We start from the raw sequence: 16157 nt of genomic DNA, 5'->3' as shown, positions 1-16157 counted from the left end.
CCCCCGGTCGAACCGGCATGACCCGGTCGCCAGCCGCTCAACGCCCAGATCTGGTCGACCCGGCCAGCCACAATCCGCGACTACCGCAAGGCGAAACTGCGCGCCCGGAAGTGACAGCGGTCCACACCGCGGGCAGTCCATGGAGCCAGCCATGGAGCCAGCCATGGAGCCAGCCATGGTGTGACTGCAATGCGAGGCGCCAGGGTACCGCCTTCCAGGGTGCCTTCCAGACTGGGGGTACCGACGCGGGCGTCCACGGAGACCGTGAAGGGAGTCCGGTGCGCCTCGGTGTTGGCGTTGAGCGGGACCATGAGCGGAAGCCGCAACTCGTCCAGGCGCTCGCCGAGCATGGGCACGACCAGCACCCCAGAGGTGTGGCGCACGAAGAACGCGACCTTGTCCGGCGTGGCCGCGTCGGCGGCCATGATGAGGTCGCCCTCGTTCTCGCGGTCGGCGTCGTCGATCACCACGACCATCTCGCCGGCGGCGATCGCGGCCACGGCCTCCTCGATCTCGGCGAACACGCTCAACCGGACCACGCTCCTCAGACAGGCGCTCCATGCACGTTGGGAGCACCATTTCCCCACCCAAAGCGACGTGGGGGGCCCAGTGTCGGCCTTCAGCCGAAGCCGCGATGTCGCATCCTGCGACAGGGATGGATCAGATGTTGACGGCTCGTATGCCGGACCACGCCCTGCGGGGCATGCAGGCTGTGCTCGGTTGCGACACGCTCGGCCGCGTCGGCGACAAACGGTCACCCCGAGCCCAACGCGCTCCGCGTGTCAGGGCCGCCGTGATCGCTCGCGGTCGGAGACGCCCTTCGCCCAGATGCAGCAGCCCCAACGCAGCTCCGCGTTCAGGCTGCTGACCTCGGCCATGTGGCTGGCGATGATCGTGCACGCCTTGCGGCTCACGGCCGGAGAACCTTGCGCCCATCCCCGGAGACCCGCTCGATCGCGGGCGGACCGTCAGCACCACCAGGGCTACGCGCCAGCACCGTTGCCGGACGGACGACCAGCACCACCCGCACGTCAGCGTCGGGCATCGGCGCGTCAGGGTCGACGCCGTAGCGCTCGCGCAGGTACCGGTAGAAGCGCCCCCCGGTGTCGTCCTCGATCGACTCGACAACCCCGCGGACCTCCAGGTAGCGCTGCGCGTCGGCAGGGTCGGTGATCGACAGGGCGACACGCGGTTCCGCCTGCAGGTTGCGGAACTTCTGCCTGGTGCGCGTGTGGGTCAGGCGGATACGTTCGCCGTCCCAGCCGAACCACATCGGGTTGCTCTGCAGCCCGCCGTCCGCGCGGGCCGTGGCCAGGTGCGCGATCAGCGGTCGTTCGAGCAGGTCCCGGTGGCTTTCGGGGACCTGCGGTATGGGCTGGTCCATCGGCTCCCCTCCGCGTGCGCTGCCGTCGGACGGCGAGCCTATGCCGTGAGCCGCCAAGCCGCACGCGCCAGCGTCGGCACGGTGCGACAGGCGCCGGCGGGACCGGAGACCGGAGGCGCCACAGCCGAAGACAGCTTCCACCTTTCTCGCGCCGGCTCCCAGCTGCTGTCGTCGAGCGCCCAGCTCGTCCAGCCCGGCTCGAGGCGACGGGCGCGGAACACGATCGTGCTGCCTTCGCCCTGGTTCCCCCGGTGGTCAGGCTGACGGTGGCTCGCTGGTGAGCGCCTCGCGGAGCGCCACGATCGCGTCCTCCGGGTAGCGCCGGTGTCCCCCGAGGGTACGCAGGCACGGCAGCTTGCCGAGCTTCGCCCACCGCGCGACCGTCTTGGGGGAGACCTGCAGCAGCTCCGCCACCTGGGCTGAGCTCAGGTACCGCTCACCCGCCGGTGCCTGCGCCATCATCCTCTCCTGTGCTTGTTGTCCCTATGAGGGACACCAGGATAGGCGAATCGGGGTGGGCGCGTCGGCGACGGATGAGGACTGGTTCTTCGGCCGTCGTTGACAGGGCGCGTGGCGCCCTCGACGGACAATTGCCAGGAGAGCTTGCCCAGGTGTGTCGGGGTTCCCCAGGCAAGGTTGTCGGGCAGGGACCCCTACCGCTCCTCAACGCCGTGGCCAGGTCCGCCGACATACCACATGCGGCGACCTCCCGGCCGACTGCGGTGGAGCGACTCGAAGAGGGTGCAGATGCGCGACAACCAGCGCGAGCGGGATGTCCCATGACACTCCTGGCGATGCTCGAATACCTCAACGACGCGCTCTTCGTCGGCCTTGCCGGAGTCTGCTACATCCGGTGGAGACGGCAGGGGGGAAGAGCTGCAGCGTGGCTGGCGGTGACGTTCGGGGCCCTGGGCGGAGTCGTGCTGGCCGGCCTCGTGCTGTCAGCGAGCTCCACCGGCGAACCAGCCCAGTGGATCGGGAAGCTCCTCTTGGCTGCTCTGATCTTGTTCCCCTACCTGCTCTTCCGGTTCACCGACTCCCTTGACCGCGCGGCTCGCCGCACCGAGGCGACGGTCGGCGTCCTGGTGGGCACGGTCCTGGTCTGGACGCTGCTGCTGCCCGGCTTTCCTTCCCCAGGTCAGGCCCGGCCAGCCTGGCTCAGCGCCTACCTGGTCGCAGTCCTGCTGGAGTGGACGATCGTTTCGCTCATCGTCGCGCTGAAGCTGTGGAGGGCCGGCCGCGGCCAGCCGACCGCGGCACGCCGGCGCATGCGTGGACTGAGTCTTGCGGCGACGAGCCTCAACCTGGCCGTCGTGGTCAGCGGGATCGAACCCTCGACGCACCCCAGGCCGCTCGCAGTGGCGACACATGTCCTCACGCTCTCGAGCGCGCTGCTGTTCTACCTCGCCTTCGCGCCCCCGGCGATGCTGCGCAACGCCTGGCGGCGTTCGGAGCAGGAGACGCTCCGACGTGCCATGGGTGAGCTCAAGGCTGTCACCCGGGCTGAGGACGTTGCCGCCTGCCTGCTCCCTCATGTCATGAGCATGGTGGGCGGGCGAGGTGCGGCGCTGGTCGACGAGACGGGGAGGATCATCGGATCCTCTGGCCAGACGCCCGGCCTGCAGGACCGGGTGACCGCCACCGATGCCGGCGGCCCTGGTGCGGAGGCCCAGGTCCCGGGCTCGGTGCGGCTGCCGCTGGCCATGGGGGCGCTGCTGGCATGGGCGAGCCCGTTCGCCCCCCTGTTCGGCCGCGAGGAGCTCGAGCTGCTCCGAGCGTTGGCCAGCCTGGCCGAGCTCGCGCTGGAGCGGGTGCGCACCGCCGAGCGTGACTCGGAACTGGCTGCGGTCGTGGATGCCTCCGGCGACGCGATCGTGAGCACCAGCCTCGACGGCACGATCAGGAGCTGGAACCCGGCCGCCGAGGCCACCTATGGCCACTCGGCCGGGGAGGTGGTCGGCCTCCCGCTCTCGATCATCGTCCCCCCCGACCGTCCCGACGATCTCCCCGATCTTCTCCAGCGGGTGGGCCAGGGTGAGCGCGTCAGTCTGGAGACCCAGCACCTGCGCCAAGACGGCGTCGACCTCGGCGTGGCGCTCACCGCGGCCCCGCTACGGAATCGAGCGGCCGTCGTCGTCGGCATGTCGGTGGTTGCGCGCGACATCAGTGAACGCAAGCAAGGCGAGAGGGTGCTGCAGGAAGCCAAGGAGGCCGCCGACCGGGCCAACCAGGCCAAGAGCGAGTACCTGTCGCGCATGAGCCACGAGCTGCGGACCCCGCTCAACGCGATCCTCGGCTTCGCGCAGCTCCTGGAGATGGAGGAGCTCACGAGGGAGCAGCGCGAGAACGTCCACTACGTCCTCTCGGCGGCGCGGCACCTGCTCGCGCTCATCAACGAGGTGCTGGACATCGCGGCCATCGAGGCCGGCCGGCTTCCCCTGTCGCTGGAGCCAGTCGCCGTGGCCGACGTCGTGCAGGAAGCTGTCGACCTGATCCGGCCCCTGGCTGACCAGCGCGGCGTCCTGCTCTCCAGGAACCTGGCTGGAAGCTGTGCCGCGCACGTCCACGCCGACCGCCAGCGCCTGAAGCAGGTCCTGCTCAACCTTCTTTCCAACGCCGTCAAGTACAACCGGGCGGGTGGCAGCGTGCACCTCGCCTGCGAGCGCGCGCAGGGCGAGCGGCTCCAGGTCAAGGTGACCGATACCGGGCCAGGCATCGCCCCCGAGTCCCTTGAGCGTCTCTTCGTCCCGTTCGAGCGGCTCACGAACGAGCAGAGCTTGATCGAGGGTACCGGCCTCGGCCTCCCCCTCTCCCTCCGCCTGGCCGAGGCGATGGGTGGGACGCTCGCGCTCACGACCACAGTCGGTCAGGGCAGCACCTTCTGGGTGGAGCTCCGAGTGGTCGAGGGTCCGGTCGAGCGTGCCGGGCGCGAGCGGCAGGCCGGGCGACCGCCCGAGCCGGACCAGCTCGTGGAGAACGGGCCCACCTTGACCGTGCTCTACATCGAGGACAACCTCTCCAACCTCGAGCTGGTCGACCGGGTCCTGAGCCGCCGGAGAGGCGTGAAGCTGATCTCGGCGATGCGGCCCCAGCTCGGTCTCGACCTGGCCGGCGAGCACCACCCAGATCTGGTGCTGCTCGACCTCCACCTGCCCGACATGCCTGGTGAGGAGGTCCTGCGCCGCCTGCGGTCTGGGCCGAAGACGGCCAGCATCCCAGTCGTGATCCTCAGTGCCGACGCCAGACCCGCCCTGATCGCACAGCTCCTCGACGCGGGGGCTCGGGCCTTCCTGACCAAGCCCCTCGACGTCAAGGAGCTGCTCCGACTCGTCGAGGCCGTCGCGGCCGAGCAGGAGCGCTCGAGCTCGCCCTCGCTCAGCCCCTAGCCGGCCTGGCCACCTAGCGCCGCCCGGTGTCATCGACCACACCGCGACCGGCTCGACCGCCGCCACCCTCGTCGGCACGTTCGGCTGCAACCGGGCAACGGCGTCGAGCCGGGACGGTTGGCCATGCTCCGGCGGGCTACCCAAGGGCGGCGAGCCAGGTCGCTCCCGTGCGGCCGGGTGGCTGGTCAAGGCAGAGGAGGCATCGTGCCCGAGAACGAGCTTGCCCGCGTGCTCGACGCCAGCGGGCCCTTCGCCTCGATCTACATGGACACCAGCGGGGACGTGGAGGACGCGGCCCACCGCGTCGCGGTGCGGTGGAAGAACCTGCGCGGCGAGCTCGCCCGGGCCGGCATGGCCGAGGCGACCCTCGAGGCGATCGACCCGCTGGTCGACGGCAGCCATACCGCCGGGGCGCTCACCAAGCTCGTCGACCATGGTCCCGGGGAGAAGGGCCCTGGGGGCCCGGCCCCCACCGAAGGGCTCGGCGCGCTGCTTCGCTTCGCCGGGCCGTCGCCGCTCCGTGGACCGGACGGGCGGCTCTCCCAGAGGGAGGCAGTCATGACCGACACCCCAGCGGACCGCCCCGCTGAGCCGACCCGAGCGGGTGCTCCTGGCGGGCCAGGCTACCCGGCCTATCCGGCGGCACGACCTCGCCAGAACGGCATGGGGACCGCCGCGCTGGTCCTCGGCGTGGTCGCGCTGGTGCTGGCTGTGCTGATCCTGTTCGCCCCGCTCGGAGCGCTCCTCGGCCTGCTCGCGGTGATCTTTGGCATCGTGGGCCTCATCCGAGCCAACCAGGGGGTCGCCGACAACCGCGGGCAGGCCGTCGCCGGCCTGGTGACCGGTGGGCTGGCGCTGCTGATCGGGCTGTTCCTCACGATCGGCATCGGGACCTTCTTCGCCACCAACGTCAACGACTTCAACCAGTTCGGGCGGTGCATGGAAAAGGCCAGGACCGACCAGGCACGGCGGGCCTGCGCCGAAGAGCTCTCGAGAAACCTCGAGAGCTAGAGACCCGGTCAAGCGTCCCCGTTTTGAGGGGATTGAGTCGCTTTCGTCGCACCTGCAAGACGCGGAGCCGACCTGGCCGGCGCTCCCACCGGCTCGTCCCCCATGACTGAGAGCGACGAGCGGGATGGTGAGCGCTGCCAGCTACCGCGCCCAGGCCGGTCCGTCGGGGAAGCGGTGCTCGGCGAGCGCTCGGCTGGTCATGGCGGCGTAGCCGGGTGTCCGGGGCAGCTGGTAGCGGCCGCCGGCCACCCGCACCGGCTCGACGAAGTGCTCGTGGAGATGGTCGACGTACTCGATCATCCGCTCGTCCAGCGAGCCGCTCACCGCGACGTAGTCGAACGCCGACAAGTGCACGACCAGCTCGCACAGGCCCACGCCGCCCGCGTGCGGGCAGACCGGCACGCCGAACTTGGCCGCCAGCAGCAGGACCGCCACCACCTCGTTGACTCCGGCGAGCCGGCAGGCGTCCACCTGGCAGGCGGCGATCGCGCCGGCCTGGAGGAACTGCTTGAACATCACCCGGTTGTGCACGTGCTCCCCGGTCACCACTCGGATCGGCGCGACCGCGTGCGCGATGGCGGCGTGGCCGAGCACGTCGTCTGGGCTGGTCGGCTCCTCGATCCACCAGGGGTCGAAGCGCGCCAGCTCCGCCATCCAGGCGATCGCCTCGGGCACGCTCCACACCTGGTTGGCGTCGACCATCAGCCCGCGGTCGGGGCCGATCGCCGCGCGGGCGATGGCGAGGCGCCGCAGGTCGTCGTCGAGGCTCGCCCCAACCTTGAGCTTCACGTGCGTGAACCCCGCCTCGACCGCCTGGCGGCAGCGCCGGGCGAGCTTCTCGTCGTCGTAGCCAAGCCACCCGGCCGAGGTCGTGTACGCCGGGTAGCCGTCGGCGAGCAGCCGCGCCGCCCGCTCCTGCTTGCCCGGCTCGCGGGTGCGCAGCAGGTCGAGCGCCTCGGCCTGGGTGAGCGCGTCGGTGAGGTAGCGGAAGTCGACCAGCGCGACGACCTCCTCGGGCGCGAGGTCGGCCAGCAGCTTCCACAGCGGCTTGCCGCGCGCCTTGGCGTACAGGTCCCAGACGGCGTTGACGACCGCGGCCGTGGCCAGGTGCACGACCCCCTTCTCAGGGCCGAGCCAGCGCAGCGGGCTGTCACCGACCAGCCGGCGCCACATGCCGCCCATGTCGGCGAACAGCGCCTCGGCCTTGTCGCCGACCACCAGCGGGGCGAGGGCCCGGATCGCCTGCACGCAGATCTCGGTGCCGCGGCCGATCGTGAAGCAGAACCCGTGCCCCTCGAGCTCCGGATCGCTGGTGTGGAGGATCACGTAGGCGGCCGAGTAGTCAGGATCGGGGTTCATGGCGTCCGAGCCGTCGAGCTGGAGCGAGGTCGCAAAGCGCACGTCGACGGTGTCGAAGCCGGTGACGACAACCTCGGGCATGGTCGTCTCGGGCATGGTCGTCAGCTGCCGTCCGGGTCGATGTAGCCGATGGTGAGGAGCAGGTTGGCGTAAAGCCGCTGGTCCCCGGTTGCCACCGCCAAGGTCACGTCGGGCCCGCGGGCCAGCTGGTAGAACGCGAAACGCTCGACGACGTCGACCGGCGTACCCGCCGGGAGGAGCGCCCGATACTCCTCGAGCACGGCCGGGGCGTCGGCGTCGTGCGGGCGCATCACCGCCGCCGCCTCCAGCGGCACGGTCGCGACGAGCGCCTCCAGGACCTCGGTGACCGTCACCCGGCCCGGGGAGAGGTTGAGGTACACCCGGTGGGCGCCGGGCGGTGTCGCGGTGGCGTGCGGGAAGTTGCCGTCGGAGACCAGCACCTGCGAGCCATGGCCCGCGGCGGCCAGGGCGGCGAGGATCTCCGGGTGAATGAGCCTGGTTCTGAGCACGGCCGCCTCCGTCGTCGGATGTCGGGCAGGTGGTACACGCGGCGGGCGTTGGCGCCGGACACCGCGCCGCGCAGCTGCGCTCCGGCGGTCGCGTCGAGGCCCGCCGGGGTGGACGGCCGCCGGACCGGTGCGCACGACCCGTCCCTCCACGGGCAGGCCCGGCGGACCGGGTCCCACCGGTGGTGATGGGCATCGACCCTGCTCATCGCGTACCCGCAGGGGTCGGGACGTGCTCGGGCAGCAGGCCGGCGGCAACCAGGTCCGCCCACAGCTCGCCGGGCACCGGCCAGGCGTACATGGCCACGGCGTCGGCGACCTCGGCGGCCGAGCGGGCGCCGACCAGCACGCTGGTCACCGCCGGGTGGCCGAACGGGAAGGCCAGCGCAGCGGCCCGCAGGGGCACGCCGTGCCCGGCGCACACCTCGCCGAGGCGGACGGCCCGCGCGACCAGCTCGGCCGGGGCCGGGGCGTAGTCGAACGTGGCCCCCGGCCGGGGATCGGCCAGCAGGCCGCTGTTGAAGACGCCGCCCACCACCACCGCCACGCCGCGCGCCGCGCAGGCCGGCAGCAGCTCGGCCAGGGCCCGCTGGTCCAGCAGCGAGTACCTGCCGGCGACCAGCACCACGTCCAGGTCCAGGTCGCGCACGAACCGGCTGAGCATCCCGGGCTGGTTCATGCCCGCCCCGATCGCCCGCACGACGCCCTGGTCGCGCAGCTCCGCCAGGGCGGGGAAGGCCTGCTCCCGCGCCTGGTGCTCGTGCTCGTCGGGGTCGTGCAGGTAGACGACGTCGACCCGGTCCAGGCCGAGCCGCTCCAGGCTCTCCCCCAGCGAACGCCGCACGCCGTCGCGGGAGAAGTCCCAGACCCGCGTGCAAGGCGGCACGTCGGCAAACCCCTGCGGGTCGGGGACCTCACCCGGCCCGAGCGGGCGCAGCAGCCGGCCGACCTTGGTGGACACGACGAAGGCGTCTCGCGGCAGCCCGCCGAGCACCCGGGCGAGCCGCCGCTCGGCGATGCCGAGGCCGTAGTGCGGCGCGGTGTCGAGGTAGGTGAGGCCGGCCGCGAGCGCGGCGCGCACGGTCGCGTCGGCGCCCTCGTCGGCCACCGCGGTGTAGAGGTTGCCCAGCGGGGCGGTGCCAAGAGCCAGGGCGCTGACCTGCAGCCCGCCGCCGAGCGGAACGGTGGGCACGACCATCGCTTAGCCCTTGACCGCGCCGACGAGGAGGCCACGCGAGATGACCCGCTCGAGCGCAATCGCCAACGCAACGACCGGAACGATCATGATCTGGATCAGCACGGACATGTACCACCACTGCGGACCCCGAGTTGCGTTCTGGGCGGCCACGGTGAGGGGCATCGTCTGAGCGTCCGCGCTCGACAGGAAGAGCGCCAGCAGGTACTCGTTCCAGGCGAAGACGAACACGATGAGGAAGGTCGCGACCAGGCCTGGGACCGAGAGCGGCAAGGTGACCGACCGGAAGACCCGAAAGGCCGAAGCCCCGTCGACCACAGCTGCTTCCTCGAGCTCCCAAGGAAGGGTGTCGAAATAGTCCCGCATCAGCCAGACGACGATCGGGAGGTTCGTCGCCGCATAGGTGATCACCAGCGCGGTGCGCGTGTCGAGGAGCCCGAGGTGCTGGAACAGGACGTAGATCGGAATGACCACTGCGACGGGTGGCAGGATTCGCTGGGAGATCATCCAGAAGGCGATGTCCCTGTTCGACAAGGTCCGTGTGAAACGGCTGCCGACAGCGCCCGCGAGCACGGCGAAGCAGCCCCCGGCCACCACGACGGCAAGCACCGGCGGCACGCCGAGCGCCACAGCGAGAGCGGCCACGAGCAAGCAGCCGGCGAACAGCGCGATCACCCCGACGCGCGGCCGGTACGGGAAACGGATGAGCGCGTAGGCGGCGGCCGATCCAAGCAGCAGTGCAAGCGTCGAGCTGCCCAGGGCGACGACGACCGTGTTCATGTACGGCCGGAGCGTGTCGCTCCTGAGATCCACGAAGATGTAGCGCCAGGCGTCCAGGGACGGCCGGAAGTCGACAAAGGGGATGTAGACGGGCCCCGCGTTGACCTGGATCGGCAGCTTGAACGAGGTGATCGCGAGCCAGTAGAGCGGGAAGAGCACCACCAGGGCCCAGGACCCGAGTATCAGGTACGCGACCAGCTTCCCCAGCGGCGGCAGATCCGTGACCGAGCGGCGCCGAAGAGGGTTCGGCATCGCCCGCGTCTTCCTCTGCTCCCGGTCCCTGTTCATAGGCTCACTCCTCCGCGACCCGAGGCCGCAGGAGGTTGACATACGACAACGCGACGACGGTCACGATGAACAGAAGGGAGTAGGCGACCGCTGCCGACTGGCCGAGGTCGAGCGCCCGCCACCGGATGTAGGCATGGAGGCTGAGGGACTCGGTCGCCGTTCCGGGACCACCGTTGGTCAGGATGTTTGGAAGATCGATGATCTTGAAGGCCTCGATGAGCCGGATCAGGATGACCGTCGTGCACACCGGCAGGATCGCCGGCAGCGACACGTTGCGAAAGACCTGCCACCGGTTGGCCCCGTCCACCATGGCCGCCTCGACGGTCTCGATGTCCTGGCCCTCGAGGGCGGCCAGCAGGATGATGAACATGAACGGGGTCCACTCCCAGATGTCGCCCACCATCACGGCGACCCGCGCGCCCCAGGGATCGTTGACCCAGGAGAAGTCGGTGAGCCCGACGACCGCCCAGACCGGCTGCAAGGGGCCTTTGCCCGTGTCGGTCAGCATGCGGAACATGTAGGCGACGCCAACGGGCGTGATCATCATCGGGAGGAGGAACACGACCCGGAAGAAGCGCTGTCCGGGAAGTCCCTGGGTCAGCAGGTAGGCGAGCCCGAGCCCGAGCACGAACTGGACCCCGATACCGACGAGAACATAGGTCAGCGTCACGACAGCGGTTCCCGGGCGCCCGCCGTCGGCCAGCAGCGTGCGGGCTGCCAGCCACACGGCGCCCGCGGCGAGGAGAGCGCCGAGGAAGCGGAAGATCATCCCGAGGGGCGACACCCCGCCTCGCCAGGCTCTGACGAGCCCCCAGGAGAGCAGGGCGAGGGCGGCGCCGACGATCAGCCAGCCGGCCGGCGTCAGGGAACCCGTCACCCCGAGGAAGTGGCTCTGCTCGGTCCCGACGAACAGCTCACGGAAGTTCTCGAGCCCGACGAACTGGAACTCGAACCCGCCCCGCACCAGCCTCAGGCGGGACAGGCTGATGTACAGCGAAACGAGCAGCGGGAAGATCGACACGAACAGGATCGCGAGGAGCGCTGGCCAGATGAAGGCCGCTCGGACCGCGAAATTCGCCCCCAGCGACGCCCGCGACCGCGTTCGCTCCCCGAGGACCGAACGGGACGCGCGGCCCCCGAGGCCCGAACGGGATGCGCGGCGGCCTCGAGTCACCCTCACAACATCCATAGCCCCTACCGCTGGATGTTCAAGCTCGCGGTATATGCCTGCTTCTGCGTGTCGCGTCCTTCATCGTTCGTGATCTTCTCCCAGCCAGCCTCGATCTGTTTCATCGTCGCGTCCAGGCTGATCTCCCCGGCCAGGAACTGCGCGAGCGCCGTGTCGAGGACCACGCCCTGGTACTGGGCGGACTTGGGGGTCCGGAGGTCCAGGATCATGTTGGGGCTCTGGAGGCTGTCGCGGATGGCGCCCAGATAATTCTCGGCGGCGCCTTTGCTCATCCCAGCCTTCACCCACAAATCGATGTTCTCGAACTGCGAGACGCGGTACGGGTTGAAGCCGGTCTTGCCGAGGGTCACGTCGACGTTGGACTGCCCGGGCGCGCTCATGTACGACAGAAAGTCGAAGGCGGCGTCCTTGACCTTCTGGTCCACCGCCGCGTTGATGGCGCCCGACCAGCCGCCGAAGGCGGCGAACGGCGCATGGTTGACCCCGTCGACCGCATGCGGGCACGTCGTGGGGCTGCAGTCGACGAGCCGGCCGGTCGCCCGGTCGAGAACCCGCCGGGACCCGGGCAGGACCACCGCCCCGACCTTGTCCTGCACGGTCGAGGTCTTCGGGTCGACGGCAAGGGTCCCGATGTCGCCCCAGTCGACCGAGAGGGCGCAGCGGCCCGAAGTGAAGAGTCCGCGCGTGTCGCCGACGTCGAGGTTCAGCTCGTCCGCAGGCGCGTATTGCGTGGTCTTCTTGTACACGTCGAGTGCCGCCGCGAACCCCTCGTTGTTCACCAGCGGCTTCATGGTGTCGACATCGAAGAATGCGCCCTGACTGGTCCCCTTCCCCTGGAGGTAGGAACCCGCGATCGACCACGATATCCAGTACGACTGGGCGGCCCGCTTCTTTGCGATGCACGATCCGTAGTCGGCTTTGCCGTCCCCGTTCAGGTCCTTCCCGTTGTACCTCTGCGCGATCGCCAGATACTCGTCCCACGTGGCCGGCGGCTTCAGCCCGTCCCGCTTCAGCAGGTCGCTCCGGTAGTACACCATCTGGAAGTCGCCGTCCAGCGGGATCGTGTAGGTGCGCCCCTTGTAGGAAGCACTGAAGTCACGGAAGAAGGGGGCGATGTCGTTCCACTTCAGCGCCTGGTCGCCCTGGACGCGATCGGTGATGTCCTCCAGATAGCCGGGCGGAACGAAATCCCCCATCCACTGCGGATCGAAGACGAAGGCATCATAGCTGTTCGTTCCCGTCGCCAGATCGGCGAGAATCTTGTCGTACAGGTCGCTGAAGGGAACCGTTACCACCTTGATCTTCGCGCCGGTGCGCCGCGCGAAGTCGGGGGCACGCCGCTGGAGCGGCTCGGCGATCTGCGGCCCGGTGAACGTCAGGACGGTGACCTCGACGCCTTGGTGCGTGCTTCCGCCAGTGGGTTGGGTGGGTTGCGTCTTTTCGCCGCCTGCGCAGGCGGCGACCAACAGCGACATGCCGGCGACGCACGCGGCCCACCGGGGGAACGGACGGTTGGTCATGGTGTCCTCCTCTCGCGCTGTCTCCCCCTCCCGCGGCTGACGGCAGGATCACGGTTCCGCCTACGTTCCGCGGATGGAGTCGGGATCACGGGTTTTCTCCGCTTCATGGCCCCGAGCTGTCTCATGGTGCGAAAGGAAGTCACGGCGGCTGCACGTCGCCACGCGCTTCATCTCGGCACACCCGCTGGCGCTGCCACTGCCTCAAGCGAGCTCCTGCGCCTCCGCCTCGTCCCGAAAGATCGGATGACTTACTCTGCCATGGCCGCCTGGCGCGGCGCAAGGGGGGACATGGCGACCGAATTGGAACTTGTAGGTCGGATGACAAGGCCCATTCCCGCGCATCGCGCAGCAACCGGCAGAGGGCCCGCTCCTTGGCAAAGAGGCCTCGACGAGCCGCCCGTGGGGGGGAGCCGCCCGTGGGGGGCCTGAGGGGTGATCGAGGACGAGCACGGTGGCGGCCGACGCCGAGCACCGAGCCCTGGTCGGATTCGGCTTCCAGCCCCAGGGCCAGCAGCACCTCCAGCAGCCCCGCGGGCGTGGCAGAGGGCCCCACCGTCCATGCCGCAGCCGTCCGACCCCGGGCCGCCAGCAGCCGGCGGACGTGGCCGAAGGTCAGTCAGCCTGAGCAGGGCACGGTGCGAGCAGGTCGGCGCCAAAATCACCCACGGGGTCACGCCAGACCGAATGAGCGTGGTTGGCGCCGTCTTGGGTGTTGTCGTACTCGATGAGCAGGCGCGGGCCCTGCACGCGGTAGTAGTGCGGCTGGCCCCGCTCGAGTCCGCCTGCCCAGCCGAAGTGGAGCGTGCCTGACGCCGGCCCGGAGATCCGCTCGGCCTGGACGGCGGCCACTTCGTCAGGCAGGCGACCCAGGTACTGGTGGATCAGGGGCAGGAGCAGAGCCCGCTGCTGCGGTGTCATCTGGGCCGCGGCGAGCCCCTTGGGCGTGTGCTCGTAGCGCACCGCAGCCAGCTGGTCGTCCGACGAGCCCAGTGGAAGTACGCCAGCCTCGACAACCGGCCGGTTGGACTGGACGATGTCGCTCGGCGCCACGACCGAGAGCACCGCTTTGGCCTGCTGGTCGGGAGCCAGCGAATGGAGGAGCTCGCGGCCCAGGTCCTCCTCCGCGGCCAGGGGTCGCAGCACGCCGGGGCCGACCAGAGACGCCGTGGCGGGGTTGGCACCCAGGAACATCGGGCTGGCCGCGAGGTTGCCCCCGTGGATGGTGTAGTTGAGCGCCAAGTGGTGGCCGCCGACCCGCCAGCCCCACGACCCGGCACCCGGAGTGCCGAAGACGCTGGCGAAGTACAGCTGCGGGTCGCGCCCACGGTTGGGGGCGGCGCGGCCCGGATACGGCCGCTGCCAGCCCTCGACGGCGTCCAGGACGTTCTCCAGCCCCATGATGGTCGAGGCCGCGACGTAGCCGCGCGGACTCAGGCCACTCGCGACCAGCCGGTGCGCCAGCCGCTGCTGGACCGGACTCATCTCGGCGAGCGGCAGGCCGCCCTGTTCGGTGGGGGTGTAGTACCAGCGGGTCCGCTCGTCGGGCGCCGGGAAGGCGTAGCGCGCCTTGCGCCGCTGTGTCGACCCCAGCGATCCCAGCCAGGCGGTCGCTGCCTCCGCCATCCGGTCCAGCACCGGCTGCAGGCGGTCAGGATCGGGCTGGATAGGTGTTGGTGCGCTCATGGTCACACCGCCTGACAGATCAGCTAGATCAGCCGCGACCCGGCCCGGTCGCGCTGACCAACCGCCACCTCGTCGAAGTCGAAGAGGTCAGCCACCGCACCGGGCCAGGTCGTCGGTGGTGCTCATGGCCGCGTCGCCGAAGGCTCGGCGGGGTCGCCTGGGGTGGCGTGCGCGGGCACGTACGGGATCAGCCCCCGCCGCCACGCCTGGACCTGCAGCTGTTCAGGCAGCCAGCGGGCGTCCACCACCAGACCGTCGACCTGGATCATCCAGACCAGCGGGTTCTGGTCCAGCCTGTCGGACCGGCTGTACCCCGGGTCCAGCAACCCGATGCCCAGCATGTCCATGATCAGCCGGCCCTTGTTGGCCATGGTGGCCTGCTTGACCCCGAGCAGGTCGGCCAGGTCGTCGGTGCGCAGGTGCGGCCGCTGCGCCGGGTCCGCCAGGAAGTTGACCCGCCCGATGGCGTAGACGACGCCGGCCGCCCAGATCCGCCGGTCACCGCGCAGCAGCGGGGACGGCCGCCTGCGGGCGAGCCTGGCGGCCAGCTTGGCGCACAGCCGCGCGTACTCCTCATCCAGGTGCTCGGCGCAGAACCTGCTGGTGATCGCGGTGATCTCGTTGAAGACCGGCCGCAGCGCGACCGGCACCTTCGGCGCCTCGACAGCGTCCAAGCTCGCCGGGCTCCTCTCCACGCGTTGGCAACGGCTCCCTGCCCGCCCGACCATACCGTGAATCCCCGCCCGCACCCAGCCCGGCCGGCACCAAACGCAGGACGCGGCGGCACGCCTCCGGCCATCCGCCGGGGGACCACCCCAGACGGCACTGTTGCATTGAGCGATCAGCCCATCCGGCTGCCCCCACTTTGCCCCTCGAACACGGCAGACGACGTTCTCGATCGCGTGTTTCGAGCCGTTCTTGCTGGGCTCTCCATAGTAAGGAGCCTCCACTTCGCCGCGGTTCGCCGACGCCGTTCGCCTCAATGCAACAGTGCCGCTGAACATCGTGCCCAGGTACCTGCCGCGCTACGGCATGGCTCCCGAGTGGACCCGCGCGGTGCGCCCGCTGGTGCTCGTGTGGACCGCCATCGCCTTCGCGGTCACCCTCCTCTTCAGGGCCGACGTCGAGGCGCAGAGCGGGGCGTATGCCACCGGCGTGCTGGTGCTCATCTCGTCGGCGGCCGTCGCCGTGACACTGTCTGCCCGGCATCGCGGCCGGCGACCCGCTACCATCGCATTTGGCGTCATCACGCTCCTCTTCGCCTACACCACCGTCGCGAACATCCTCGAGCGACCCGATGGCGTAAAGATCGCCTCCTTCTTCATCGCCGCGATCGTCACCACCTCGCTGATCTCCAGGGTGACCCGGGCCACCGAGCTGCGCGTGACCGAGGTCCAGATGGGGAGACCGCCCGGCGCTTCATCGAGGAGGCGGCCAGCGGGGAGATCCGCATCATCGCCAACGAGCCGAACGAGCGCGACGAGCGCGAGTACTTCGAGAAGGAACGCGAGGAACGCGCGCACCACCACATCCCCGCCAGCGACCCGGTGCTCTTCCTGGAGGTGACCGTGCGCGACCCCTCGGAGTTCGAGTCAGTGCTCCGGGTCACCGGCGAGGAACGCTACGGCTACCCCATCCTGCGGGCGGAGAGCTCGGCCGTGGCCAACTCGATCGCGGCCCTGTTGCTCTACATACGCGACCAGACGGGCAAGCTGCCGCACGTCTACTTCAGCTGGACCGAGGGCAACCCAATCGTGAACGTGCTGCGCTACCTCATCTTCGGCGACGGCGAGGTCGCGCCCGTCACCCGAGAGGTGTTGCGCCACGCGGAGCCC

At 70.1% G+C, this 16157-nt stretch carries 13 protein-coding genes and 2 pseudogenes; 3 read left to right on the top strand and 12 right to left on the bottom strand.

What is annotated here, in order from left to right:
* Positions 1-239: 239 nt before the first annotated feature.
* The 4 genes and pseudogenes from VG276_06920 to VG276_06905 all read right to left on the bottom strand — a co-directional run bounded on the left by VG276_06920 (position 240) and on the right by VG276_06905 (position 1846).
* Positions 240-539 (bottom strand): annotated as a pseudogene (locus tag VG276_06920) (3,4-dihydroxy-2-butanone-4-phosphate synthase).
* 243 nt (positions 540-782) lie between these two features.
* Positions 783-914, bottom strand: coding sequence for a hypothetical protein (locus VG276_06915; GenBank protein HEV8649132.1), 132 nt, complete (start codon positions 912-914; stop codon positions 783-785).
* Positions 911-1384, bottom strand: a complete 474-nt coding sequence (locus tag VG276_06910) for a PPOX class F420-dependent oxidoreductase (protein ID HEV8649131.1) — start codon at positions 1382-1384, stop codon at positions 911-913. The genes VG276_06915 and VG276_06910 overlap by 4 nt, the downstream gene beginning before the upstream one ends.
* Before the next feature lie 255 nt (positions 1385-1639).
* Positions 1640-1846, bottom strand: a complete 207-nt coding sequence (locus VG276_06905) for a helix-turn-helix domain-containing protein (protein HEV8649130.1) — start codon at positions 1844-1846, stop codon at positions 1640-1642.
* Positions 1847-2163: 317 nt separating this feature from the next.
* On the opposite strand from VG276_06905, the gene VG276_06900 reads away from it, so the two are divergent.
* Both VG276_06900 and VG276_06895 read left to right on the top strand, forming a co-directional pair.
* The gene (locus VG276_06900) at positions 2164-4770 is read left to right on the top strand and encodes an ATP-binding protein (GenBank protein ID HEV8649129.1); all 2607 of its coding nucleotides are present in this window, start codon (positions 2164-2166) and stop codon (positions 4768-4770) included.
* A gap of 204 nt (positions 4771-4974) precedes the next feature.
* Entirely contained in the window at positions 4975-5781 is an 807-nt protein-coding gene (locus VG276_06895) for a DUF4190 domain-containing protein (protein ID HEV8649128.1), read from the top strand.
* A gap of 141 nt (positions 5782-5922) precedes the next feature.
* Here the strand turns inward: VG276_06895 and VG276_06890 are convergent, their stop codons facing one another.
* From VG276_06890 to VG276_06855, 8 genes are all read right to left on the bottom strand, one after another.
* Entirely contained in the window at positions 5923-7236 is a 1314-nt protein-coding gene (locus VG276_06890) for an L-fuconate dehydratase (protein ID HEV8649127.1), read from the bottom strand.
* Positions 7237-7241: 5 nt separating this feature from the next.
* Complete coding sequence (locus VG276_06885; protein ID HEV8649126.1) at positions 7242-7670, bottom strand: RbsD/FucU family protein; 429 nt, start codon at positions 7668-7670, stop codon at positions 7242-7244.
* A gap of 202 nt (positions 7671-7872) precedes the next feature.
* Complete coding sequence (locus tag VG276_06880; GenBank protein ID HEV8649125.1) at positions 7873-8865, bottom strand: aldo/keto reductase; 993 nt, start codon at positions 8863-8865, stop codon at positions 7873-7875.
* 3 nt (positions 8866-8868) lie between these two features.
* Positions 8869-9894, bottom strand: a complete 1026-nt coding sequence (locus VG276_06875; GenBank protein HEV8649124.1) for a carbohydrate ABC transporter permease — start codon at positions 9892-9894, stop codon at positions 8869-8871.
* A gap of 40 nt (positions 9895-9934) precedes the next feature.
* The gene (locus VG276_06870; GenBank protein ID HEV8649123.1) at positions 9935-10951 is read right to left on the bottom strand and encodes a sugar ABC transporter permease; all 1017 of its coding nucleotides are present in this window, start codon (positions 10949-10951) and stop codon (positions 9935-9937) included.
* Positions 10952-11124: 173 nt separating this feature from the next.
* Positions 11125-12639 (bottom strand): extracellular solute-binding protein, encoded by a 1515-nt coding sequence (locus VG276_06865; GenBank protein ID HEV8649122.1) that lies wholly within the window; start codon positions 12637-12639, stop codon positions 11125-11127.
* A 612-nt stretch (positions 12640-13251) separates the two neighbouring features.
* Positions 13252-14322 carry a DUF3500 domain-containing protein gene (locus VG276_06860; GenBank protein HEV8649121.1) on the bottom strand — a complete coding sequence of 357 codons (1071 nt, stop codon included), beginning with the start codon at positions 14320-14322 and terminating at the stop codon, positions 13252-13254.
* Between the two features lie 122 nt (positions 14323-14444).
* Positions 14445-14996, bottom strand: coding sequence for a DUF6398 domain-containing protein (locus tag VG276_06855; GenBank protein ID HEV8649120.1), 552 nt, complete (start codon positions 14994-14996; stop codon positions 14445-14447).
* A 322-nt stretch (positions 14997-15318) separates the two neighbouring features.
* Here VG276_06855 and VG276_06850 point away from each other — a divergent pair.
* A pseudogene (locus tag VG276_06850) lies at positions 15319-16157 on the top strand (amino acid transporter).

The organism is Actinomycetes bacterium (assembly GCA_036000965.1).
In the GTDB taxonomy this organism is placed as follows: domain Bacteria; phylum Actinomycetota; class CALGFH01; order CALGFH01; family CALGFH01; genus DASYUT01.
This window is presented reverse-complemented; position numbering and strand designations above follow the sequence as displayed.

Coding starts and splice junctions, on each gene's coding strand:
- VG276_06910 (HEV8649131.1), bottom strand. CDS start 1,384: ATGGACCAGCCCATACCGCAGGTCCCCGAAAGCCACCGGGACCTGCTC.
- VG276_06905 (HEV8649130.1), bottom strand. CDS start 1,846: ATGATGGCGCAGGCACCGGCGGGTGAGCGGTACCTGAGCTCAGCCCAG.
- VG276_06900 (HEV8649129.1), top strand. CDS start 2,164: ATGACACTCCTGGCGATGCTCGAATACCTCAACGACGCGCTCTTCGTC.
- VG276_06890 (HEV8649127.1), bottom strand. CDS start 7,236: ATGCCCGAGACGACCATGCCCGAGGTTGTCGTCACCGGCTTCGACACC.
- VG276_06880 (HEV8649125.1), bottom strand. CDS start 8,865: ATGGTCGTGCCCACCGTTCCGCTCGGCGGCGGGCTGCAGGTCAGCGCC.
- VG276_06875 (HEV8649124.1), bottom strand. CDS start 9,894: ATGCCGAACCCTCTTCGGCGCCGCTCGGTCACGGATCTGCCGCCGCTG.
- VG276_06865 (HEV8649122.1), bottom strand. CDS start 12,639: ATGACCAACCGTCCGTTCCCCCGGTGGGCCGCGTGCGTCGCCGGCATG.
- VG276_06860 (HEV8649121.1), bottom strand. CDS start 14,322: ATGAGCGCACCAACACCTATCCAGCCCGATCCTGACCGCCTGCAGCCG.